The organism is Polaribacter pectinis, from assembly GCF_014352875.1.
GTDB lineage: Bacteria > Bacteroidota > Bacteroidia > Flavobacteriales > Flavobacteriaceae > Polaribacter > Polaribacter pectinis.
The window spans coordinates 1,843,434-1,864,209 of sequence record NZ_CP060695.1; the positions used below are offsets into that span (position 1 = coordinate 1,843,434).

The window sequence follows — 20,776 nt, forward strand, 5'->3', positions numbered from 1 at the left end:
ACAAATTCAACGCTGATTTTGTTTTTTCCGTTTTTCCTTTGCGAAACGCTCTGGACATGTTACTATTCTTGAATTTTATTCAAAAAACAGCTTCACCCTACTCTATTTCGGGTTGCAAAAGTATAAAAAACTTTCGGCTTAACAAAATTAAACCGAAAGTTAATATTTTTTATACTTATACTTTGATTTCAACTTCAACACCACTTGGTAACTCAAGCTTCATTAAAGCATCAATAGTTTTTGAAGAAGAACTATAAATGTCTAATAATCTTTTGTAAGCAGATAATTGAAATTGCTCTCTAGATTTTTTGTTTACGTGTGGAGAACGTAATACTGTGAAAATCTTTTTATGTGTTGGTAATGGTATTGGTCCGTTTACAACAGCACCAGTACTTTTTACCGTCTTTACTATTTTTTCAGCAGATTTATCTACTAAATTGTAATCGTAAGACTTTAATTTTATTCTAATTTTTTGACTCATCTTGTATTATTTAGTAAATTAACCTTTAGATGCAGCAATTACATCTTCTGATATATTAGAAGGAGTTTCTGCATAATGTGAAAATTCCATAGTTGAAGTTGCTCTACCTGAAGACATTGTTCTTAAAGCAGTAACATAACCAAACATTTCTGATAAAGGAACTAATGCTTTAACAACTTTTGCACCAGCACGATCACTCATATCATTAACTTGACCTCTTCTTCTATTTAAATCTCCAACAATATCACCCATGTTTTCTTCTGGAGTTAACACTTCTAACTTCATTAATGGCTCCATAATTTTAGCTTTTGCAGATTTTGCAGCGGCTTTATAACCCATTTTTGCAGCTAATTCAAAAGATAATGCATCAGAATCCACAGCGTGGAAAGAACCATCTTTTAATGTAACTTTCATTGAATCCATTTCGTAACCTGCTAAAGGTCCGTTTTTCATTGCTTCTTTGAATCCTTTTTCTACAGAAGGAACAAATTCTCTAGGAACGTTTCCACCTTTAATTATAGATTCAAACTGTAAACCTTGAACACCTTCATCTGCTGGCTCAATTGTAAATACAATATCAGCAAATTTACCACGACCACCAGATTGTTTCTTATAAACTTCTCTATGATCTGCAGAAGCAGTAATAGCTTCTTTATATTCAACTTGTGGTTGACCTTGATTTACTTCAACTTTAAACTCTCTTTTTAAACGGTCTACAATTACATCTAAATGCAATTCACCCATTCCAGAAATAATAGTTTGCCCTGAAGCTTCATCAGTTCTAACTGTAAAAGTTGGATCCTCTTCAGCTAATTTACCAAGACCAATACCTAATCTATCTACATCAGCTTTTGTCTTTGGTTCAACAGCAATACCAATTACTGGATCTGGAAAATCCATAGATTCTAAAACAATAGGATGTTTCTCATCTGATAAAGTATCTCCAGTTTTTATTGATTTAAAACCAACAGCTGCACCAATATCTCCTGCTTCGATAAAATCGATAGCATTTTGTTTATTGGCATGCATTTGATAGATTCTAGAAATACGCTCTTTTTTACCAGAACGATTATTCAACACATAAGAACCTGCATCTAAACGACCAGAATAAGCTCTAAAAAATGCTAAACGACCAACAAAAGGATCTGTTGCAATTTTAAATGCTAAAGCAGCAAAAGGCTCTTTTACATCTGGCTTACGTAATTCTTTTTCTTCAGTATCTGGGTTAATTCCCACAATACCTTCCTTGTCCATTGGAGAAGGTAAATAACGACAAACAGCATCTAATAGAAACTGAACACCTTTATTTTTGAATGCAGAACCACAAATCATAGGAATGATTGCCATATCCATAACAGCAGCTCTTAATGCTTTATGCACTTCTTCTTCTGTAATAGAATCTTCATCTTCCATGAACTTCTCTAATAGGTTCTCGTCGTAACTTGCTACCTCTTCGATTAATAAAGCTCTATATTTTTTTGCTTCAGCTTTTAACTCTTCTGGAATTTCAATTACATCGAAAGTTGCCCCTTGAGTTTCATCATGCCATACAATAGCACGATTTTTTACTAAATCTATAATACCTTTAAACTCATCCTCGTCACCAATGTTTAAAACAATTGGCACCGCGTTTGACTTTAACATATCTTTTACTTGCTGACAAACTGCTAAAAAGTCTGATCCTTGACGGTCCATTTTGTTAACGAAACCAATTCTTGGCACTTTATAGTTGTCTGCTAATCTCCAGTTTGTTTCAGATTGAGGTTCAACACCATCAACAGCTGAAAACAAGAAAACCAAACCATCTAATACACGTAAAGATCTATTTACCTCAACAGTAAAATCTACGTGACCAGGAGTATCAATAATATTAAAGTGATATCCTTTTGTATCAGGTGTTGGTTGTGCATTTTCTAACGGAAACTGCCATGTACAAGTAGTTGCAGCAGAAGTAATTGTAATACCTCTTTCCTGCTCTTGCTCCATCCAGTCCATTGTAGCTGCACCATCATGAACTTCTCCAATCTTGTGAGAAACTCCTGTATAATACAATACACGTTCTGTAGTTGTGGTTTTACCAGCATCAATATGCGCTGCAATACCAATATTTCTTGTATATTTTAAATCTCTAGCCATTTCTATTAAAATCTAAAGTGAGAGAATGCTTTGTTAGCTTCTGCCATCTTGTGAGTATCTGTACGCTTTTTAACAGCAGCACCTTCTTCTTTAGCCGCAGCTAAAATTTCAGCAGCTAAACGCTGTGCCATTGTTTTTTCGTTTCTCTTACGAGTATACAAAATCATCCACTTAATAGCCATAGACACTTTACGGTCTGGTCTAATTTGCATTGGAATTTGGAATGTTGCTCCACCTACTCTACGAGATCTTACTTCAACGTGAGGCATTACATTAGACAAACCTTCTTTCCAAATTTCTAAAGCCGACTTTTCTTCGCCTTCTCCTTTTCTTTCTTCTACAATATCTAAAGCATCATAAAATACTTTAAATGCTACTGACTTCTTACCACTCCACATTAAGTTATTAACGAAACGCGTTACTAGCTGATCATTAAACTTTGGATCCGGTAATAAGACTCTTTTTTTTGCTGCTCTTTTTCTCATGTCTTTACATTAAAAAAGTTACTAAATTACTTTTTTGGGCGCTTTGCTCCATACTTCGATCTACGTTGAGTTCTTCCCTCAACTCCCGCTGTATCTAATGCACCACGTACTACGTGATACTTAACTCCTGGCAAATCTTTTACCCTTCCACCTCTAACTAATACTATCGAGTGCTCTTGTAAGTTATGTCCTTCACCTGGAATGTACGCGTTTATCTCATTACCATTTGTCAATCTAACTCTAGCAACTTTACGCATTGCTGAATTAGGTTTCTTTGGCGTAGTAGTATAAACTCTAGTACAAACCCCACGTCTTTGAGGACAAGACGACAAAGCAGCCGATTTACTCTTCTTAGTTATTTTGGTTCTTCCTTTACGAACTAATTGTTGAATAGTTGGCATACTAAATTATTACTGTTTTACGTTTATAATTAAACTTTACCCTATTTTAAGGGTGCGCAAATGTACAACTATTTTATAATTATACAAATATCAGCAAGTTATTTTTTTTTGATAACGAATTTTAAATCCATTAATATCAGAACAATTTAATGGATAGAACCTAAAAAAACCACTTGAATTCTTTAAATAATAGAAATATTATCAATCAATTTATTTTACATTTGAACACAATTATTTATCAATTTGAAAAAAAAAACATTCCTTTATTTATTTATATTATTTTTATTTCTTTTTTCTAAAAGCAACTTTGCTCAAGAATTAAGTTTAGAACTGACCTCTATAAATCAAATTGAAAATAAATTACTTCAAAAAATAGATTACCAAAAGAAACATAAAGACTCTATATCTGTAAAAAGAGAGATCTATAAAATTACTAATTATCTAAAAAGTAAAGGTTATTTCACAAACACTTTAGACAGTATTAAAAAAACCGCCTATTCTCTCATTTCATACTTTTCTTTGAATGAAAAAACTGAAAGCGCAGTAATTACATTACCTCACAATAAAATTGATATTAAAAATGTAGAAGTTAAAAATAATTCTTTTTCTATACCTATCGAAAAACTTCAGCCTACATTACTTCAAATATCAAAGACATTAGACTACCAAGGTAAATCTTTCTCTAAGGTTAATTTAAAAAACATAAAACTTAAAAACAAAATACTCTTTGCTGATTTAGAAGTTCTTCAATCCAAAAAAAGGAATATTGACAAGGTTATTATTAAAGGTTACGATGCGTTTCCAAAATCTTATATAAAACATTTCTTCAACATTAATGATAAAACCATTTTTAATAAAGACAAAATAATTGAGTTGACCAACGAATCAAAGAGTCTTCAATTTATTAAAGAGATAAAACCACCAGAAGTTTTATTTAAAAAAGACTCTACCTTATTATATATGTATTTAAAAAAACATCAAAACAACAGTTTCGATGGATTGATAAATTTTGCATCTAAAGAAAACGGAGACATCTTATTTAATGGTCATGTAGATTTAAAAATCAATAACACTTTAAATCGAGGAGAAAAATTTGAGCTATTTTGGAACAGTATTGGAGACGAGCGACAAGAGTTTAAAATATCTACAGAAGTCCCTTATATTTTCAATTCAGTTTTTACTCCAAATATTTCATTTTCTATATACAAACAAGACTCGACGTTTCTTAACACTACTTTTAATGCTAAATTATTTTACAACTTAAATTCAAGAGTAAAAATTGCTTTTACTTATGATGCTGAAAATTCAGAAAACCTTCAAGAAAAGATCAGTAATAATATTGAAACATTTAATAATTATTTTTTAGGGTTTAAGTTTGTTTATAGTATCCCAAAAAATGATTTCTTTTTTAATGATAAATTTAGCTTGGAAATTAACCCAAATTTAGGAAAAAGAAAAACCAAAGCCATTTCTTCAAATCAATTTAAACTAGAAACTACAGCTTCTTATTTATGGGATATCAGTGACAGAAGCAGTATCTTTATCCGAAACAGTACTGGTTTTTTAAATTCTGACGATTTTATAGATAACGAGTTGTTTCGAATTGGTGGCGCAAATTCGATTCGCGGCTTTAATGAACAAAGTATTTATACAAAAAGATATACTTTTTTTAATTTAGAGTATCGTTTTTTATCCTCACAAAAATCTTACCTTTACACAATACTCGATATCGGGAATATTAACACAACCTTTAAAAATGAAAATCTTCTTGGAATTGGATTAGGTTACCTTTTTACTACAAAAAATTCTCAAATAAATTTAAGTACAATTACTGGGAAAAACTCATCAAAAAACTTCGATTTTAAAAATAGTAAACTGATTATCAGCTGGAAAAGTTATTTTTAACATAAAACTCTAAATCGAATAAAAATACAATGATAACAATTTCTTAACATTTTTTAACTTTAATATTGTTTAGTTAATAATTATTAATGATATTTGAACTAATTAATTCAAATTTATTTAACAATGAAAACAAAGTTTAAAGGAATTTTAACGCTACTATTAGCGTTTCTCGTGCAAATATCCTTTGCACAAGAAAAATCAGTTTCCGGAACAGTATCGGACACATCTGGCACATTACCTGGGGTAAGTGTAGTTATTAAAGGTACTAACAAAGGAACTCAAACAGATTTTGATGGTAAGTATACTATTAAAGCTAAACAGGGAGACATTTTAAGTTTTAGCTACGTAGGTTACAAAACTATTGACAAAACAGTTGGTGCTTCTAGCACTATTAATGTTGCCATGGTAGAAGACAACAATGTTTTAGATGAGATTGTGGTTACCGCATTGGGTATTTCTAGAGATAAAAAATCTTTAGGATATTCTACACAAAAAGTTAGTGGTGATGAGTTAACAACTAACAAGAGTGGAAACTTCGTTAACGCACTTTCTGGTAAGGCTTCTGGTGTACAAATTAAAAAGAACAACAATTTAGGAGGTTCTACAAACGTTGTAATTAGAGGTAACGCTTCTTTAACTGGAAGTAACCAAGCATTATTTGTAATTGATGGTGTACCAATTAATAACACAAATACAAACTCTGCAGGTCAAGCACAAGCAAGTGGTGGTTATTATGATTATGGTAATGCAGCTTCAGACATTAACCCAGATGATATAGAATCTGTAAACATCCTTAAGGGTGCAGCAGCTTCTGCATTATATGGTTCTAGAGCAGCAAATGGTGTTATTATGATTACTACCAAAAAAGGTAAGAATGCAAAAGGTATTGGTGTAACTATTAATACCGGAATGACTTTTGGCCAAATAGACAAGAGTACATTTGCTAAATATCAAACACAATACGGTGCTGGTTATGGTCCTTATTATGATGGCCCAGGTGGTTTTTGGTATGAAGAAGACATTACTGGAGACGGTAATGATGATAGAGTTGTAGTTTATACAGAAGATGGTTCTTATGGAGCTCCTTTTGATGGACAACCTGTATATCAATGGGATTCTTTTGACCCAGACTCTCCTAACTACAGAAAAGCTACTCCTTGGCAAAATGCAGCTAACGGACCTATCACTTTTTTCGAAACTCCTATTACATTAACAAACTCAATCTCTTTAGATAAGAGTATGGATGATGGATCTTACAGATTAAACTATACGCAATTCGACCAAACTGGTTTAATGCCAAATAGTTCAATTAAAAAACATAACTTCTCATTTAGTGGAAACTATAAATTAAGTGATAAACTTACTGTTTCTAGTTTAGCTAATTACATTAAAAGTGGAGGAAAAGGACGTAACTCTACTGGTTACGGAGACAACATTGTAGGTATGTTTAAACAATGGTGGCAAACCAATGTTGATGTACAACAACAAAAAGATATTTACTTTTCTACAGGAAGAAATGTAACATGGAATCCTTCTACTTCTGCAGCTGGGTCTGCTCCAATATTTTGGGATAACCCTTATTGGACAAGATATGAAAACTATCAAAATGATTCTAGAAGTCGTTTTATAGGTAACATTTCTTTAACTTACGAGTTAAAAGACTGGTTAAGTGTAACTGGTAGAATTGCAACAGATACATACTCTGAATTACAAGAAGAAAGAAGAGCTAATGGAAGTGTTGCTAGTAGCTTTGGTGTAAGTAGAGGAAACGTAGATTCTGGATATGGAAGAAAAAACATTCAAAATACAGAAACTAACTATGACTTAATGTTTAACTTTAATAAAGATTTAAGTGATAAAGTAAACTTAAAAGGTATTTTAGGAACAAACATTAGAAGAAATGAATTAAATATTATTCACGTTTCTACCGCTGGTGGTTTGAGTGTACCAAAATTATATTCATTACAAAATAGTGTAAACCCATTACCATTACCAAATGAAACTGCTTCTAAAATAGGTGTAGACGGTTACTACATTAGTGCTTCGTTGGGTTATGACAATATGTTGTTTTTAGACGCTACATACAGAAGAGACCACTCATCTACTTTACCTACAGGTAACAGTACATTCGGTTACCCTTCAGTTTCAGGTAGTTTTGTGTTTAATAAATTATTAGAAAAAGATTGGATTTCTTTTGGTAAGGTTAGAGCAAACTACGCAGAAGTTGGTAACAGTGCTCCTTTTGATTTCTTATACGATAGCTTTGTAGTAAACACACCAATTGGTAGCGCTAGTACTTCTGTTGGTAACGTTAAAAAGAACCCAAATTTAAAACCGGAAACTACTAAAAGTATTGAACTTGGTTTAGAAATGAAGTTTTTAGGTAATAGAGTTGGTTTTGATGTTGCATACTACAAAAACAATTCTGTAGATCAAATTTTTGGTGTACCAGTTTCAAGAGCTACAGGTTTTACTTCTAAAGTTTTAAACGCTGGAGAAATAGAAAACAAAGGTATTGAGTTGTCTGCTTATGGTAGCCCAATAAAAACAGAAGACTTTACTTGGAATGTAAATGTAAACTGGTCTAGAAACAGAAACACAGTAGTTTCTTTAGTAGATGGTATAGAAAACTTACAATTAGGTTCTTTTCAAGGAGGTGTTACTTTAAACGCACGTGTTGGAGAGCCTTATGGAGTTATTCAAGGTACAGATTACACTTATTTAAATGGAGAAAGAGTTGTTGATGCATCTAACGGTCAATATGTGGCAACAGGAACATCAGACCAAGTAATTGGAGATATAAATCCTGATTGGAATATGGGTATTTCTAATAATTTTAATTATAAAGACTTCTCTTTAAGCTTCTTAATTGACATACAAAAAGGTGGTAGCATATTCTCTTTAGACCAATATTACGGTCTTGCAACTGGTTTATATGAAGAAACTGCTTTTACAAACGATTTAGGAAACCCAGTAAGAAACAGCATCGCAAATGGTGGTGGTTTCATTAACCCTGGTGTTAACGCTGATGGATCTGTTAATACAACTCGTATTAGAGCAGATAGATTTGGTGCATTCGGATATAGAAGAGGTTTACCAAACGCTGCATTCGTATATGACGCAAGTTATGTTAAGTTACGTGAATTAGCTGTTACTTATAATTTCCCACAAAATGTTTTAGATAAAACATTTTTATCTAACGCTTCTTTAAGTTTTGTTGGATCAAATCTTTGGATAATCCACAAAAACACTCCACATGAAGACCCAGAAGGAGGTTTAGGTGCTGGTAACTTACAAGGTTATTCTGTTGGTTCTTTACCTACAACAAGAGATTTCGGTTTCAATCTTAAACTTCAATTTTAAAAATGAAAAAAATGAAAAAAATATTAATATTAATTGCTGCGGTAATTATTACATCATGTTCTGACAATTTAGAGAGTCTTAACCAGAACATTAAAGATCCTTCTGAAGTTCCTGGAGAAAGTTTATTTACAGGAGCACAGAAAAATTTAGTTGACCAAATGGTTGATCTAAACGTAAACAATAATAACACAAAACTTTGGTCACAGTTTTTACAAGAAACAACATATACAGACGAAAGTAATTATGATCAAGTAGGACGTAACATTCCAGGAACACATTGGAGCGTACTATATAAAGATGTTTTAAAAGATTTAGATGAAGCAGGAAAAGTAATTGCTGCAACTACATATCCTTTAGCAGCAGATGCAGAACTTACGCCAAATAAACTTCAAGTAATTGAAATTTTAAAAGTATATACTTACAGTATTTTAGTAGAAACTTTTGGAGATGTTCCTTATACTGAATCTTTAGATATAGAGAATTTATTACCTAAATATGATGATGGTCTTACCGTTTATAAAGATTTAGTAGCAAGATTAACAGCTGCTATAAACGCTTTAGATACATCTAAAGGTAGTTTTGGTTCTGCTGACAATATTTATGGTGGAGATGTTGCAAGTTGGAAAAAGTTTGCTGCTTCTTTAAAATTAAGAATGGGTATTTTGTTATCAGATGTAGATAATGCTTTTGCAAAAAGTACTGTAGAATCTGCTGTAACTAGTGGTGTATTTACAAGCAATGCAGATAATGCAAACTTTAAATATTTATCTGCAGACCCTAATACACACCCGGTACATGCAAATTTAGTTTTAAGCGGTAGACATGATTTTGTTGCAGCAGAGACTATTGTTAATATGATGAATACATTAAATGACCCAAGAAGAGCACTATACTTTTTAGAAGTTCCAGGAGGTGGTTATGTAGGTGGAGAAATTGGTGCTACATCAAATTATTCTTCTCATTCTCACGTATCTGCTCAAGTTGAAGCAGCACAAGCTCCTGGAGTAATTTTAGATTATTCTGAAGTAGAATTTCTATTAGCAGAAGCTAGCGCTAGAACATTCAATGTTGGTGGTAGTGCAAAAGGTCATTATGATACTGCTATAGAAGCTTCAATTATAAATTGGGGTGGTACAGCTGCAGATGCTGCTACATATTTAGCAGAACCATCAGTGGATTATAATTTAGCATTAGCATCAAGTACAGCTGCTACACCTTGGAAGGAAGTAATTGGTAATCAAAAATGGATTTCACTATTTAATAGAGGGTTCGAAGCATGGACTTCAATTAGATTATTAGATTTCCCTTTTATGATCACTCCAGCTGACGCTTTATCTGGTTATCCAAATAAATACACTTACCCAGTTGTAGAACAAACTTTAAATGGAGCTAATTATTCGGCTGCAGTCTCTGCAATCGGTACTGACACAGCAGAACAGAAGTTATTTTGGGATAAAAACTAACCCATTTATCACTAATTATTGGTGATATAAAAAAATTAAAAAAAGAGCCGTAAATTATTTTACGGCTTTTTTGTGTTAAAAAATTGTTTATTTAAGATTTATTTAAGACTTTTGGGATTAATTAATTCAAATAATTATACAATGAAGACAAAGTTTAATGGAATTTTAACGCTATTACTAGCGTTGGTCGTGCAAATTTCTTTTGCACAAACAAAGACTGTTTCCGGTACTGTTTCTGATGAATCAGGAGGTTTACCTGGAGTTAGTATATTAATTAAAGGTACCACAAAAGGTACAGAAACAAATTTTGATGGAAAATACTCTATTAAAGTTAGTTCTGGAGACGTATTAGTATTCAGATATTTAGGGTACAAAACTGCTGAAAAAACAGTAGGTACATCTAATACGATTAATGTAACTTTAGTAGAAGGTGGTGAACAACTAGAAGAAGTTGTTATTGTTGGTTATGGAACAAAAGCTAAAAGAGCTACAATTGGTTCTATAACAACAGTTAAGTCTGAAGACATAGAAACTGTTCCAGCTGCTAACTTTGTGGAGGCTTTACAAGGAAAAGCTACAGGTTTACAATCTATTAGTTCTTCTGGACAACCAGGTTCTAATAGTGCTGTAAGAATTAGAGGTTCTGCTTCTGTTAACGGAAATGTTGAGCCTTTATATATTATTGATGGAGTTCCTGTTTCTGCAAATAGTACTTCAGATTTAGGTTCTGGTGGTTTAGATTCTGGAAACAGAGATCCTTTATCTAACTTAAACCCATCTGATATTGAGTCTGTAACAATTTTAAAAGATGCATCTTCTACATCTATTTATGGAGCAAGAGGAGCGAATGGAATTATTTTAATTACAACTAAAAAAGGTAGACAAGGTAAAGCAAAATTCACCTTTAGTTCTCAAGTAGGTATTTCTGCAAGAGCAGTAAAACTTTTTGATGTATTAAATACATCAGAATACAATGAGTTATCTAGAGAAGCGCAAGTCAATGCGGGAGTAGCACCTGCTATAGCTGTTTTAAACTTCCCTGATACGGATGTTGATACTGACTGGGCTGATTTAGCATATAGAGATTGGACAGCTGTAACTAAAAGACACAACTTTTCTGTATCTGGTGGTTCAGAAAACATTAATTACTTTATGTCTGTTGGGCACTTAGCTCAAGAGGGTATTGCTGTTGGGTCTGGAATTGAAAGACTTACAAGTAGTTTAAATGTACAAGCTAAAACGTCTGAAATTACTAGATTTGGTATGAATTTCTCTTACAGTAGAACTGAGCAAGCTACAGCTTTAGCTGAATCAGCTTTCTTTGCAAGTCCAGTAGTTGGTACATATTTGTTCGTGCCTACTGATGCTCCTTATTTAGCAGATGGTACTCCTAATCCATCAAACTCAGCTACAGGAGGTACATCTTTCATTCAAGATTTATTTTATGATAATGAAGGTTCTGTTACTGACAGAATACTAGCTAATTTTAATGGAGCTATAGATATATCTGATGATTTAACATTAAAGTCTACTTTTGGTATTGATAAAAGTTTCTTTAATTACAGTAGCTATGGAAACCCATTAAACAATTCAAATCCATCAGGAGGTTCAGCTTCAAGAACTTATCAAGAAGTTTACAACTGGACATGGACAAACACTTTACAATATGTTAAAACATTTGGAGAAAATCATAATTTAGATGTTTTATTAGGTCAAGAAATTAATAAAGAAGGATTTGACGATCTATCAATCGGTGTGGAGGATTTTCCAAATGGAATTTTACAAAATGTTGGTTCAGCATCTTCAGTTACTTTTCATTCTAGTAACACACAAGATTCTAGTTTAAAATCTTTCTTTTTAAATACAAATTATAACTTTAACAAGAAATACTATTTTAACGGAACTATAAGAAGAAGAGATGCTTCTTCTAGATTTGGACCTAATAATAAATGGGGTACATTTTGGTCAGTTGGTGGTAACTGGAACATTAGTAGTGAAGACTTTATGCAAGATGTGAAATGGGTTAATTTATTAAAAGTTAAATCTAGTTATGGTGTACAAGGAAACTTACCTTCTAACAGATATACTTGGCAAGGAAGTTTCTTGAATGATAGATATAATGGAACCCCAGCTTCATTCCCTTCTTCAACTGCTGCAAACCCAAATTTAAAATGGGAAGAACAAAATATGTTTAACGTTGGTTTAGAGTTCGCATTATTTAATAATAGATTATCAGGAGAGGTAACATATTTTAACAGAGAAACTAATGATTTAATTTTCTCTCAACAAATAGAGCCTTCAAATGGTTTCAATCAAGTGTTTAGTAATGTTGGAGCTTTTGTTAATAAAGGATTTGAAGTAGAACTTTCATATGATGTAGTTAGTTCTGAAAAATTCAATTGGACATTAGGAGGTAATATTACATTTTTAGAAAATGAAGTAACAGAACTTGATCCAGGAACAGTTGGTCCTGATGGTCGTTATATTAGAGAGGTTGGAGAAGCTTGGAATACATTTTATGCAAGAAGATGGGCTGGTGTAGATGTTGCAACAGGTGCACCTATGTGGCTTGATGCTAATGACAACATTACATTCAACTATAATAGTGCTTCTAGAGAAAAAGTTGGTAAAGCAAATCCAGACTTTTTTGGTGGAATATCTTCTAATATGAATTATAAAAACTGGTCATTAGATCTAGGTTTATCTTTCCAATATGGTAATACCATCTACAATGAAACATCTAGAATTACAAATTCTGATGGAGCTTTTTCTGGATTTAATCAATCAAGAGATCAGCTAGATAGATGGCAACAACCAGGAGACGTTAGTGCAAATCCTCAAAGAATACAAGGTAATGCTTCACAAAGTAACCAATTATCTACTAGATTTATGGAAGATGGTTCTTTCATAAGATTAAGAAATGTTCAATTAGGTTATAACTTTTCAAAAGATATGACGAAAAATACATTTTTAACTGGAGCTAAAATTTTCTTACAAGGAACTAACTTATTAACTATTACTGATTTTAATGGAGATCCAGAGCAGTCTTTAAATGGTTGGCATTGGTTTGTATATCCTAACCCTCAAACTGTAAGTTTAGGTGTTAATTTATCATTTTAAAAAACTTAATAATAATTATAATTATGAAAATAAAAAATATAATATACATAAGTCTATTTAGCATTGGCTTACTATCGTTTACATCTTGTAACGATATTGATTTAAGTCCTGCTCAAGAAGATGCTGTTGATATCGACAATGGAATTAAAGATGTCAACTCTGCAACAGCTGCAGTTAATGGAATGTATGATTTACTATACAGAGTAGATTACTACGGAAGAGAGTTAATGGTTAGTCCTGAAGTAAGTTCTGACAATATATTAGTTAGTCCTGTAAACTCTGGAAGATTTTTAACACAATATCAATATTCAGTTAATGCTGATAATGGAGATGTTAGTGCTGTTTGGACAAATTTATATAAAAATGTAAATGCTGCAAATACAATTTTAAATTTTGCAGAAAGTGGTTCTATCAGTGATGCTTCCGGTGCTCAATTAGATGAAATAAAAGGACAAGCTTTAGCAATAAGAGCTATGGCTCATTTTGATTTGGTTAGAAATTATGCTTTTCCGTACACGCTTACAGATGCATCTGCAGCCCCTGGAGCTAATGGAGCTGGTGGACATTTAGGAGTTCCTTTATTATTAAATTTTAATCAAGAGAGATTTGCTCCTAGAGTAACTGTTGCTGAAATTTACACACAAGTGATTAAGGACTTAACAACTGCTATTGGACTTTTACCATCTACAGCTTATGATTCTTCTAGTAAATTTAATAAATCTGCTGCAAGAGCGTTGTTAGCTAGAATTTATTTATATAAAGGAGATTATCCTAAAGCTTTTACAACTGCAAAACAAGTTGTAGCAGATTCTCAATACTCTTTGACATCTAATGCAAATTATTTAAGTGACTGGGATGGAGCAACAAGCTCTACAGAAGCACTTTTACAATTACCTGCATTTGCAGATGACAATAATGGTTTTGACTCTTTAGGTTCTATTTATATTCCTGCTATACCAGGTGGTGATGATGGAAACGGAGGATATGGAGATTTAATCCCTACTGCAGACTTAAAGAATTTATATTCTTCTACTGATGTTAGAAGAGGATGGTTCAGAAATGTTGGTGGAATTGATTTTAATTATAAATTTCCAAACAGTTTTACTAGTAACATACCATTAATTAGAATTTCTGAAATGTATTTAATCATCGCTGAAGCTGCTGGTAATGGAGGTGGTTCAGTAACAGAAGGTCAAAATGCTTTGAATGCTATTATTTTAAGAGCAGATCCTAATGCTACACCAAGTACATCTACTGGTTCAGTGTTAGCAAGTGAAGCTTTAAATGAAAGAAGAAAAGAATTAGCGTTTGAAGGTCATAGAATGTTTGATCTTGTTAGAAATAAAATGAGTGTTATGAGAACTGATATAGCTTCTCCTTCAACTACTGCTACATTATCATATCCTGATTATAGAATGGTTTGGCCATTACCACAATCAGAAATTGATGCTAATGATAGTATAAACGAAAATAATACTGGATATTAATAGTTTAAAATATAACAAAATGAAAAATAATTTTTTTAAAATAATAGTATTATTTTTATCAGTAATTGTCTTTACATCATGTGAAGATGAGGATAAAAATGTATACTCTGGAGATAATTTTATCTCCTTTGGAACCACTTATTCTCAATCAGCATTAGAAAGTTCACAAAGTTCAATAGTGGTTACTGCTTATGCTTCAGTTGGAAATATTCAAAGTGATATTAATGTTGACTTTGAACTTGTTACTGAACAAGGAACAAGCGCAGACTACACAGTTGTAGGAGGTAAATCTCAATTCAACTTTGGAGCTGGTAAATATGTTGATACTATTGAACTTGTTCCTGTAGACAACTTTGATGAAGATGGTGATAAAATAATAAAAATCACTTTAACTTCTGCATCTGATGGATCTTCATTAGGATTACCTGGTCCAGACGCAAATGGAAAAACATTTACAGTAACTTTTGAAGATGATGATTGTGCTTTTACTGTTGAAGAACTTGGTACTTCTACTTTTTCAGGAACAGATAACGTTCCTGGATCTCAAGCTGGACCAAACGAAAGTTTAGTAACAACTTCTTTTGATGGAACAAATTTATTAATTGAAGGTTTATCTTATGGATGGATGACTGATACAGGTTATTGGGATGAAGTTGTTGTAGATAGTTTCCCTGTAATAGCTAAAGTAGACCCAGTTACTGGTGCTATGACAATTGATTTACAGCCTTTATGTAACACTACTTGGAATGGAGATCCACAAGCACCATATAGTTTAGAAGGAACTGGTCAATACGTATCATGTTCAGAAACTTTAACTATAAGTTATAACTTATACCAAAATGGAGCAGTATTAAGATCTTTCACAGAAACATTAACAAAAAATTAATTTATTATGAAAATAAAATTTAAAAACCTAATTTATTACTTCACATTAGCAATTTTGCTAGTTTCTTGTCAAGAAGATGAAGTAGATTATACTCCAAAGGTATATGCTCCTTCTCCAGATCTTTCTGTTGCTACGGGGAATGTAACCGATACTAGCTTTGATGTAAATTATATATCTCAAGGTGACGGTGTTTTGTATTATGCAATAGATTTATCTAGTGAACCTGCACCAGATGCAGAAGCAATCATTAGACGTAATTCTGGTGCTATAGTTACTGCTAAAGCAGACTTAACATCAGGTACAGCTTGGACTTATACAATGGATACAAATGTTTATGGAGCTTATGATTACTCTATATACTCTGTTATGACGAGTGTAGATGGTATTGCTTCTTCTGTAATTAAAACTAATGTAACGACAACTGATACAGTTGCACCAGAATTTGTTAGAGATGATACTACTCCAGCTCATAACGTTACACCTGGTACTAACAGTCCATTTGGAACAATTACTTTAGCTTTTAGCGAGCCTGTATTTTATAAAGGTGGAGATGTAACTTTCCAAGGTTTCTTTGGTGGTAGAACTATTACTGTAAATGGAGCTTCTAATTTCTCTACTAATGGTACTACTGTAACAATTGCAGACCATGGAACTTTTTCTCCAGATGATGCAATAGTTGTTACTTGGGCAGATGGAACTTTTCAAGACAAGTCTGGAAAAAACGTTGCTGAATTAGCACAATTTGCATATTATTTCTATACAAGAGATTTTTCTATTGCTGAAAAAGCAAGTTTAATGCCAGGTCAATATGACTATTCTACTGTATTTTATGGTGCTTTAAATGGTTTTTATTCAGGTTTAAATACTGGTAACCCTGGTGCATTTTTACCAGCTACAGGTTCTTATGAAATTACTGCAGATGCATCTGACGCAACTGGTCATACATTAGTGGGTATTAACTTATTTAGCGGTTTTGTTAATTTAGGTTTAACTGATGAACCTCAATCATTACCAATTGTAATTAACCCTACAGTTGCAGATGAATTAGATGTAATGCCTAATGTTCCTTCTGTTATTACTGCAGGAGAACCAACATACTGGTCTAACTACGGAGGTAGTATATTTGGTATCCCATTTGAGTTACCAGGTTTTTATGACTTTGATGCAGGTACAATTACTCATTACGTACAATTAAAGTTTTCTTCAGATGGTGCTGGATTAGATGATATCGATTACATTTATACTAGAACTGATGATTATGCTAGAAGTAGAGATGCAAAATCTATGTCTATGGATGAATTAATTAATTTATCTAAATCTAGAAAAAAATTATCTAAAAAAGATTTTAACGGTACATTCAGTTACTAATAAAATATTTTTAAATATATTTAAACCACCTCTTTTAGAGGTGGTTTTTTTTGCATTATATTTCCATATTTAACATACCTTTGCACTATGACAGAAGAAATGACAAATATTTTTGGAATTAGAGCTATTATTGAAGCTATTGAGAGTGGTTCTACAATTAACAAAGTATACCTACAAAAAGGTTTAAGGGGAGAGCTTTATTACCAACTAGACAAATTAATAAAAGAGAAAAAACTTACTACAAGTATTGTTCCTGTAGAAAAATTAAATAGATTATCTAAAAACAGTAATCATCAAGGTGCAGTTGCTCAAATTTCTCCAATAGATTTTTGTGATTTAGAAACATTAATAGAAGAAACATTAGAAAGTGGCAAATCTCCATTATTTCTATTGTTAGATCAACTTTCTGATGTACGTAATTTTGGAGCAATTATAAGAACTGCAGAATGTACTGGAGTTAACGGAATTATTATACAAAAAAACGGAAGTGCTCCCGTAAATGCAGAAACTATTAAAACCTCTGCTGGTGCAGCTTTTAAGATGCCAATCTGTAAAGTAGATCACATTAAAGATGCTTTATTTCAATTACAAGCAGTAGATATAAAAACTGTAGCTGCAACTGAAAAAACAGAAGATTCTGTTTATGACATTAATTTTAATCAACCAATAGCAATTATTATGGGTTCTGAACACAGAGGTGTAAACCCATCAATTCTTAAAATGGTAGATTATAAAGCTAAATTACCTTTGTTAGGTGAAATTGCCTCTTTAAATGTTTCTGTTGCCTGTGGAGCTTTCTTATATGAAACTGTAAGACAAAGATTAGGATAATAATAGTTAAATTTCTTCAATCTCCTCCTCTACTTTTGGTGGAGAAAAATTACCATCTTCATCAAATAATAAATCGAATTCTGTTTGATTAAATTCGTGTTGTTTTTTAACAAGGCCTTTATTCCTATATATAATTGCAAAAATTAACCCTGTTATAAAACCAGATAAATGCCCTTCCCAAGACATACCTTCTTTTATTGGTAAAACATACCAAATCATACTTCCGTAAAGAAAAATTATTATTAATGATAATGCCACCAAACGAAAATGCTTTCTTATAATCCCGCTAAAAAAGATAAAGCTAAAGAGTAAATACACAATACCACTTGCTCCGATATGATAAGATTCTCTAGCAATAACCCAAGTTATAAAACCAGTAAAAAAACCACCAAAAAGTAAGACTTTATAAGCTACATCCTTATAAAAATAAAAAAGACTACTTAAAAGCACAAATAAAGGAATAGAATTACTAAAAAGATGACTTGTATTGCTATGTATAAAATGTGTTAAAAAAACGCCTCTAAAACCTTCTAAAGTTCTAGGATAAACCCCAAACTTATTAAAATTAAAACCAAAAGTTATTTCTACCCAATAAATAAACCAAATACCAAAAACATATAAGGTTGGAATTAAAAAAATTGATTTCGATATTTTTAATTGATTCTCTTCATTCATCAACATAAAAATAACAAAAATCTAACCAAACACTATTTTTACAATATCTGTCAGAAATGTTTATTATTTTTACTGAATGAATGAACCTTTGGCAGAAAGAATTAGACCTAAAACACTAGACGATTATATTAGTCAGCAACATTTAGTTGGTAAAAATGGGGTTTTAACAAATCTAATAAAACAAGGAATTATACCTTCTTTAATATTATGGGGACCTCCAGGTATTGGTAAAACCACATTAGCTAATATTATTGCAACCGAATCTAAAAGACCTTTTTACACTTTAAGTGCCATAAGTTCTGGTGTTAAAGATGTTAGAGAAGTAATTGAAAAAGCAAAAAAAAGTGGCGGATTGTTTACTGCAAAAAACCCAATTTTGTTTATTGATGAAATTCATAGATTTAGTAAATCTCAACAAGATTCTTTACTAGGCGCAGTAGAAAAAGGTTGGGTAACTTTAATTGGTGCAACTACAGAAAACCCTAGTTTTGAAGTAATTCCTGCCCTGATTTCTCGTTGTCAGGTTTATATTTTAAATTCTTTTGATAAAAACGATTTAGTGGCACTGCTGCACAGAGCAATGGAAAAAGATGAATTTTTATCAACAAAAAAAATATCTTTAAAAGAAACGGAAGCACTTATGCAGGTTTCTGGTGGTGATGCAAGAAAGCTTTTAAATATTTTTGAATTATTAGTTTCTACAGATGATGAAATAGAAATAACTAACAAACTTGTTTTAGAAAAAGTTCAAAAAAATACAGTTAGGTATGACAAAACTGGCGAGCAACATTATGATATTATTTCCGCATTTATAAAATCGATTCGTGGAAGTGATCCAAATGCAGCCGTTTATTGGCTTGCAAGAATGATTGAAGGAGGAGAAGATGTAAAATTTATTGCAAGAAGAATGCTAATATTAGCTTCCGAAGATATTGGTAACGCAAACCCAACCGCATTAATTTTAGCTAACAATACCTTTCAAGCTGTTTCTGTAATTGGAAACCCAGAGTCAAGAATTATATTGAGTCAATGTGCGGTTTACATGGCTAATTCAGCAAAGAGTAATGCCTCATACTTGGCAATTGGAGAAGCACAAAGTTTAGTACAAAAAACTGGAGATTTATCTGTTCCTCTTCACTTAAGAAATGCGCCTACTAAATTAATGAAAGATTTAGAGTATGGTAAAAACTATCTCTATTCTCATAATTACCCAAACAACTTTGCGGAACAAGAGTTTTTACCTGAAGAAATTTCTGGTACCAAACTCTATGAACCTGGAGAAAACGCGAGAGAAAATCAGTTTAGAGAAATTTTAAAAAACAGATGGAAAAATAGGTATAAATATTAAAATTTAATCTGGTATTTCTCTACAACTAATGTAGTATTGTTATAATATTCTGCTATCCAGACATCTTCGTTTTTATACAGAATTCCGTTTTTATCTTTTATAATAAAAACATCTTTAACCTTAGTCTTTAAAACTTTAAAAACCAATGCTGGTTTTGTATTTACTAACTGAAAACCATTTTCGATGGCTTGAGCATACAAAACTTTTGTATTAAATTTTATGTCAGTTTTAATTGAATTATCTTTAGTAATTGGGTCTGGGATAACTGTATTTATTCCGTTAACAATTTTTACAGGAATCTCTTTTTTAACTGGTAAAACTTTTTTTACAGGAACAATAATTTCTTGTTTAACAACTTCTTCTTCTTTCTTAATAGAACTCTCTTCTAAAGGTTTGTATGAATATTGTATATCATCCATAGAAGCATGAGCATTTCTAATAGCTTCATGGTACCCTTTTTTATAATCTTTCTCTTTACTTTTACCTACTTTAGATGTGTAAATAACATTATTATTACAATCTTTAAGTTGTATTATATTTTTTACTGTAAACATCCCAGAATCATCTATAACATTTGCAGTTAATCCAAGACATCTGTTTTTCATTAAATCTTCTGGAAGTGTTTCATTGCTTATAAAAACTGTTAAACCGTTTTTTTTTAACAAAAATTTTGTTAAAGAACTTGTTTCATATTGGTTTATATGCTTAAGAAAATCGAATTTCTCTGGCACAATTATATACTTATAATTGTTTATTTTCTTTTGTTGACTGTTTAAAGAAATTGCTATTAAAAAAATAAATATGGTTGTTGCTTTTTTTATCATCTT

At 31.8% G+C, this 20,776-nt stretch carries 15 protein-coding genes; 9 read left to right on the plus strand and 6 right to left on the minus strand.

The genetic code is table 11. The features are described 5' to 3' along the window. Positions 1-175: 175 nt before the first annotated feature. From rpsJ to rpsL, 4 genes are read right to left on the minus strand one after another with little or no spacing between them, the layout of a single operon-like run. On the minus strand, positions 176-481 hold the full coding sequence (rpsJ, locus tag H9W90_RS08475; protein ID WP_075342599.1) for a 30S ribosomal protein S10: 306 nt from the start codon (positions 479-481) through the stop codon (positions 176-178). Positions 482-499: 18 nt separating this feature from the next. Then, the gene (gene fusA / locus H9W90_RS08480) at positions 500-2,617 is read right to left on the minus strand and encodes an elongation factor G (RefSeq protein WP_187481192.1); all 2,118 of its coding nucleotides are present in this window, start codon (positions 2,615-2,617) and stop codon (positions 500-502) included. 5 nt (positions 2,618-2,622) lie between these two features. Then, a complete protein-coding gene (rpsG, locus tag H9W90_RS08485) occupies positions 2,623-3,102 on the minus strand; it encodes a 30S ribosomal protein S7 (protein WP_187481193.1) in 480 nt (159 codons plus the stop codon). 26 nt (positions 3,103-3,128) lie between these two features. Further along, the gene (rpsL, locus tag H9W90_RS08490) at positions 3,129-3,503 is read right to left on the minus strand and encodes a 30S ribosomal protein S12 (protein WP_018943587.1); all 375 of its coding nucleotides are present in this window, start codon (positions 3,501-3,503) and stop codon (positions 3,129-3,131) included. 243 nt (positions 3,504-3,746) lie between these two features. On the opposite strand from rpsL, the gene H9W90_RS08495 reads away from it, so the two are divergent. The 8 genes from H9W90_RS08495 to rlmB all read left to right on the plus strand — a co-directional run bounded on the left by H9W90_RS08495 (position 3,747) and on the right by rlmB (position 17,926). Next, positions 3,747-5,408: a ShlB/FhaC/HecB family hemolysin secretion/activation protein gene (locus H9W90_RS08495; protein WP_187481194.1), complete on the plus strand. Its 1,662-nt coding sequence runs from the start codon at positions 3,747-3,749 to the stop codon at positions 5,406-5,408. Between the two features lie 123 nt (positions 5,409-5,531). Beyond that, positions 5,532-8,771 carry a SusC/RagA family TonB-linked outer membrane protein gene (locus H9W90_RS08500; RefSeq protein ID WP_187481195.1) on the plus strand — a complete coding sequence of 1,080 codons (3,240 nt, stop codon included), beginning with the start codon at positions 5,532-5,534 and terminating at the stop codon, positions 8,769-8,771. Between the two features lie 11 nt (positions 8,772-8,782). Further along, entirely contained in the window at positions 8,783-10,234 is a 1,452-nt protein-coding gene (locus H9W90_RS08505; RefSeq protein WP_187481196.1) for a SusD/RagB family nutrient-binding outer membrane lipoprotein, read from the plus strand. 141 nt (positions 10,235-10,375) lie between these two features. Then, positions 10,376-13,354, plus strand: a complete 2,979-nt coding sequence (locus tag H9W90_RS08510; RefSeq protein ID WP_187481197.1) for a SusC/RagA family TonB-linked outer membrane protein — start codon at positions 10,376-10,378, stop codon at positions 13,352-13,354. Between the two features lie 23 nt (positions 13,355-13,377). After that, positions 13,378-14,841: a RagB/SusD family nutrient uptake outer membrane protein gene (locus H9W90_RS08515; protein WP_187481198.1), complete on the plus strand. Its 1,464-nt coding sequence runs from the start codon at positions 13,378-13,380 to the stop codon at positions 14,839-14,841. A gap of 19 nt (positions 14,842-14,860) precedes the next feature. Further along, positions 14,861-15,727: a hypothetical protein gene (locus tag H9W90_RS08520; protein WP_187481199.1), complete on the plus strand. Its 867-nt coding sequence runs from the start codon at positions 14,861-14,863 to the stop codon at positions 15,725-15,727. Between the two features lie 6 nt (positions 15,728-15,733). Continuing rightward, on the plus strand, positions 15,734-17,095 hold the full coding sequence (locus tag H9W90_RS08525; RefSeq protein WP_187481200.1) for a hypothetical protein: 1,362 nt from the start codon (positions 15,734-15,736) through the stop codon (positions 17,093-17,095). Positions 17,096-17,182: 87 nt separating this feature from the next. Beyond that, complete coding sequence (gene rlmB / locus H9W90_RS08530; RefSeq protein ID WP_187481201.1) at positions 17,183-17,926, plus strand: 23S rRNA (guanosine(2251)-2'-O)-methyltransferase RlmB; 744 nt, start codon at positions 17,183-17,185, stop codon at positions 17,924-17,926. A gap of 6 nt (positions 17,927-17,932) precedes the next feature. On the opposite strand, the gene H9W90_RS08535 is transcribed toward rlmB, so the two are convergent. Further along, on the minus strand, positions 17,933-18,601 hold the full coding sequence (locus tag H9W90_RS08535) for a rhomboid family intramembrane serine protease (RefSeq protein ID WP_187481202.1): 669 nt from the start codon (positions 18,599-18,601) through the stop codon (positions 17,933-17,935). A 76-nt stretch (positions 18,602-18,677) separates the two neighbouring features. Here H9W90_RS08535 and H9W90_RS08540 point away from each other — a divergent pair, with 76 nt between their 5' ends. After that, a complete protein-coding gene (locus H9W90_RS08540; RefSeq protein ID WP_187481203.1) occupies positions 18,678-19,949 on the plus strand; it encodes a replication-associated recombination protein A in 1,272 nt (423 codons plus the stop codon). Here H9W90_RS08540 and H9W90_RS08545 read toward each other — a convergent pair. Next, complete coding sequence (locus H9W90_RS08545) at positions 19,946-20,773, minus strand: hypothetical protein (protein WP_187481204.1); 828 nt, start codon at positions 20,771-20,773, stop codon at positions 19,946-19,948. The two genes, H9W90_RS08540 and H9W90_RS08545, sit on opposite strands and share 4 nt — an antisense overlap. Positions 20,774-20,776: the final 3 nt, after the last annotated feature.

What these genes read in the sequence shown, in the direction of transcription:
- rpsJ (WP_075342599.1), bottom strand. Translation starts at nt 481, where the DNA reads ATGAGTCAAAAAATTAGAATAAAATTAAAGTCTTACGATTACAATTTA.
- fusA (WP_187481192.1), bottom strand. Translation starts at nt 2,617, where the DNA reads ATGGCTAGAGATTTAAAATATACAAGAAATATTGGTATTGCAGCGCAT.
- rpsG (WP_187481193.1), bottom strand. Translation starts at nt 3,102, where the DNA reads ATGAGAAAAAGAGCAGCAAAAAAAAGAGTCTTATTACCGGATCCAAAG.
- rpsL (WP_018943587.1), bottom strand. Translation starts at nt 3,503, where the DNA reads ATGCCAACTATTCAACAATTAGTTCGTAAAGGAAGAACCAAAATAACT.
- H9W90_RS08500 (WP_187481195.1), top strand. Translation starts at nt 5,532, where the DNA reads ATGAAAACAAAGTTTAAAGGAATTTTAACGCTACTATTAGCGTTTCTC.
- H9W90_RS08505 (WP_187481196.1), top strand. Translation starts at nt 8,783, where the DNA reads ATGAAAAAAATATTAATATTAATTGCTGCGGTAATTATTACATCATGT.
- H9W90_RS08510 (WP_187481197.1), top strand. Translation starts at nt 10,376, where the DNA reads ATGAAGACAAAGTTTAATGGAATTTTAACGCTATTACTAGCGTTGGTC.
- H9W90_RS08515 (WP_187481198.1), top strand. Translation starts at nt 13,378, where the DNA reads ATGAAAATAAAAAATATAATATACATAAGTCTATTTAGCATTGGCTTA.
- H9W90_RS08520 (WP_187481199.1), top strand. Translation starts at nt 14,861, where the DNA reads ATGAAAAATAATTTTTTTAAAATAATAGTATTATTTTTATCAGTAATT.
- H9W90_RS08525 (WP_187481200.1), top strand. Translation starts at nt 15,734, where the DNA reads ATGAAAATAAAATTTAAAAACCTAATTTATTACTTCACATTAGCAATT.
- rlmB (WP_187481201.1), top strand. Translation starts at nt 17,183, where the DNA reads ATGACAGAAGAAATGACAAATATTTTTGGAATTAGAGCTATTATTGAA.
- H9W90_RS08535 (WP_187481202.1), bottom strand. Translation starts at nt 18,601, where the DNA reads ATGAATGAAGAGAATCAATTAAAAATATCGAAATCAATTTTTTTAATT.
- H9W90_RS08540 (WP_187481203.1), top strand. Translation starts at nt 18,678, where the DNA reads ATGAATGAACCTTTGGCAGAAAGAATTAGACCTAAAACACTAGACGAT.
- H9W90_RS08545 (WP_187481204.1), bottom strand. Translation starts at nt 20,773, where the DNA reads ATGATAAAAAAAGCAACAACCATATTTATTTTTTTAATAGCAATTTCT.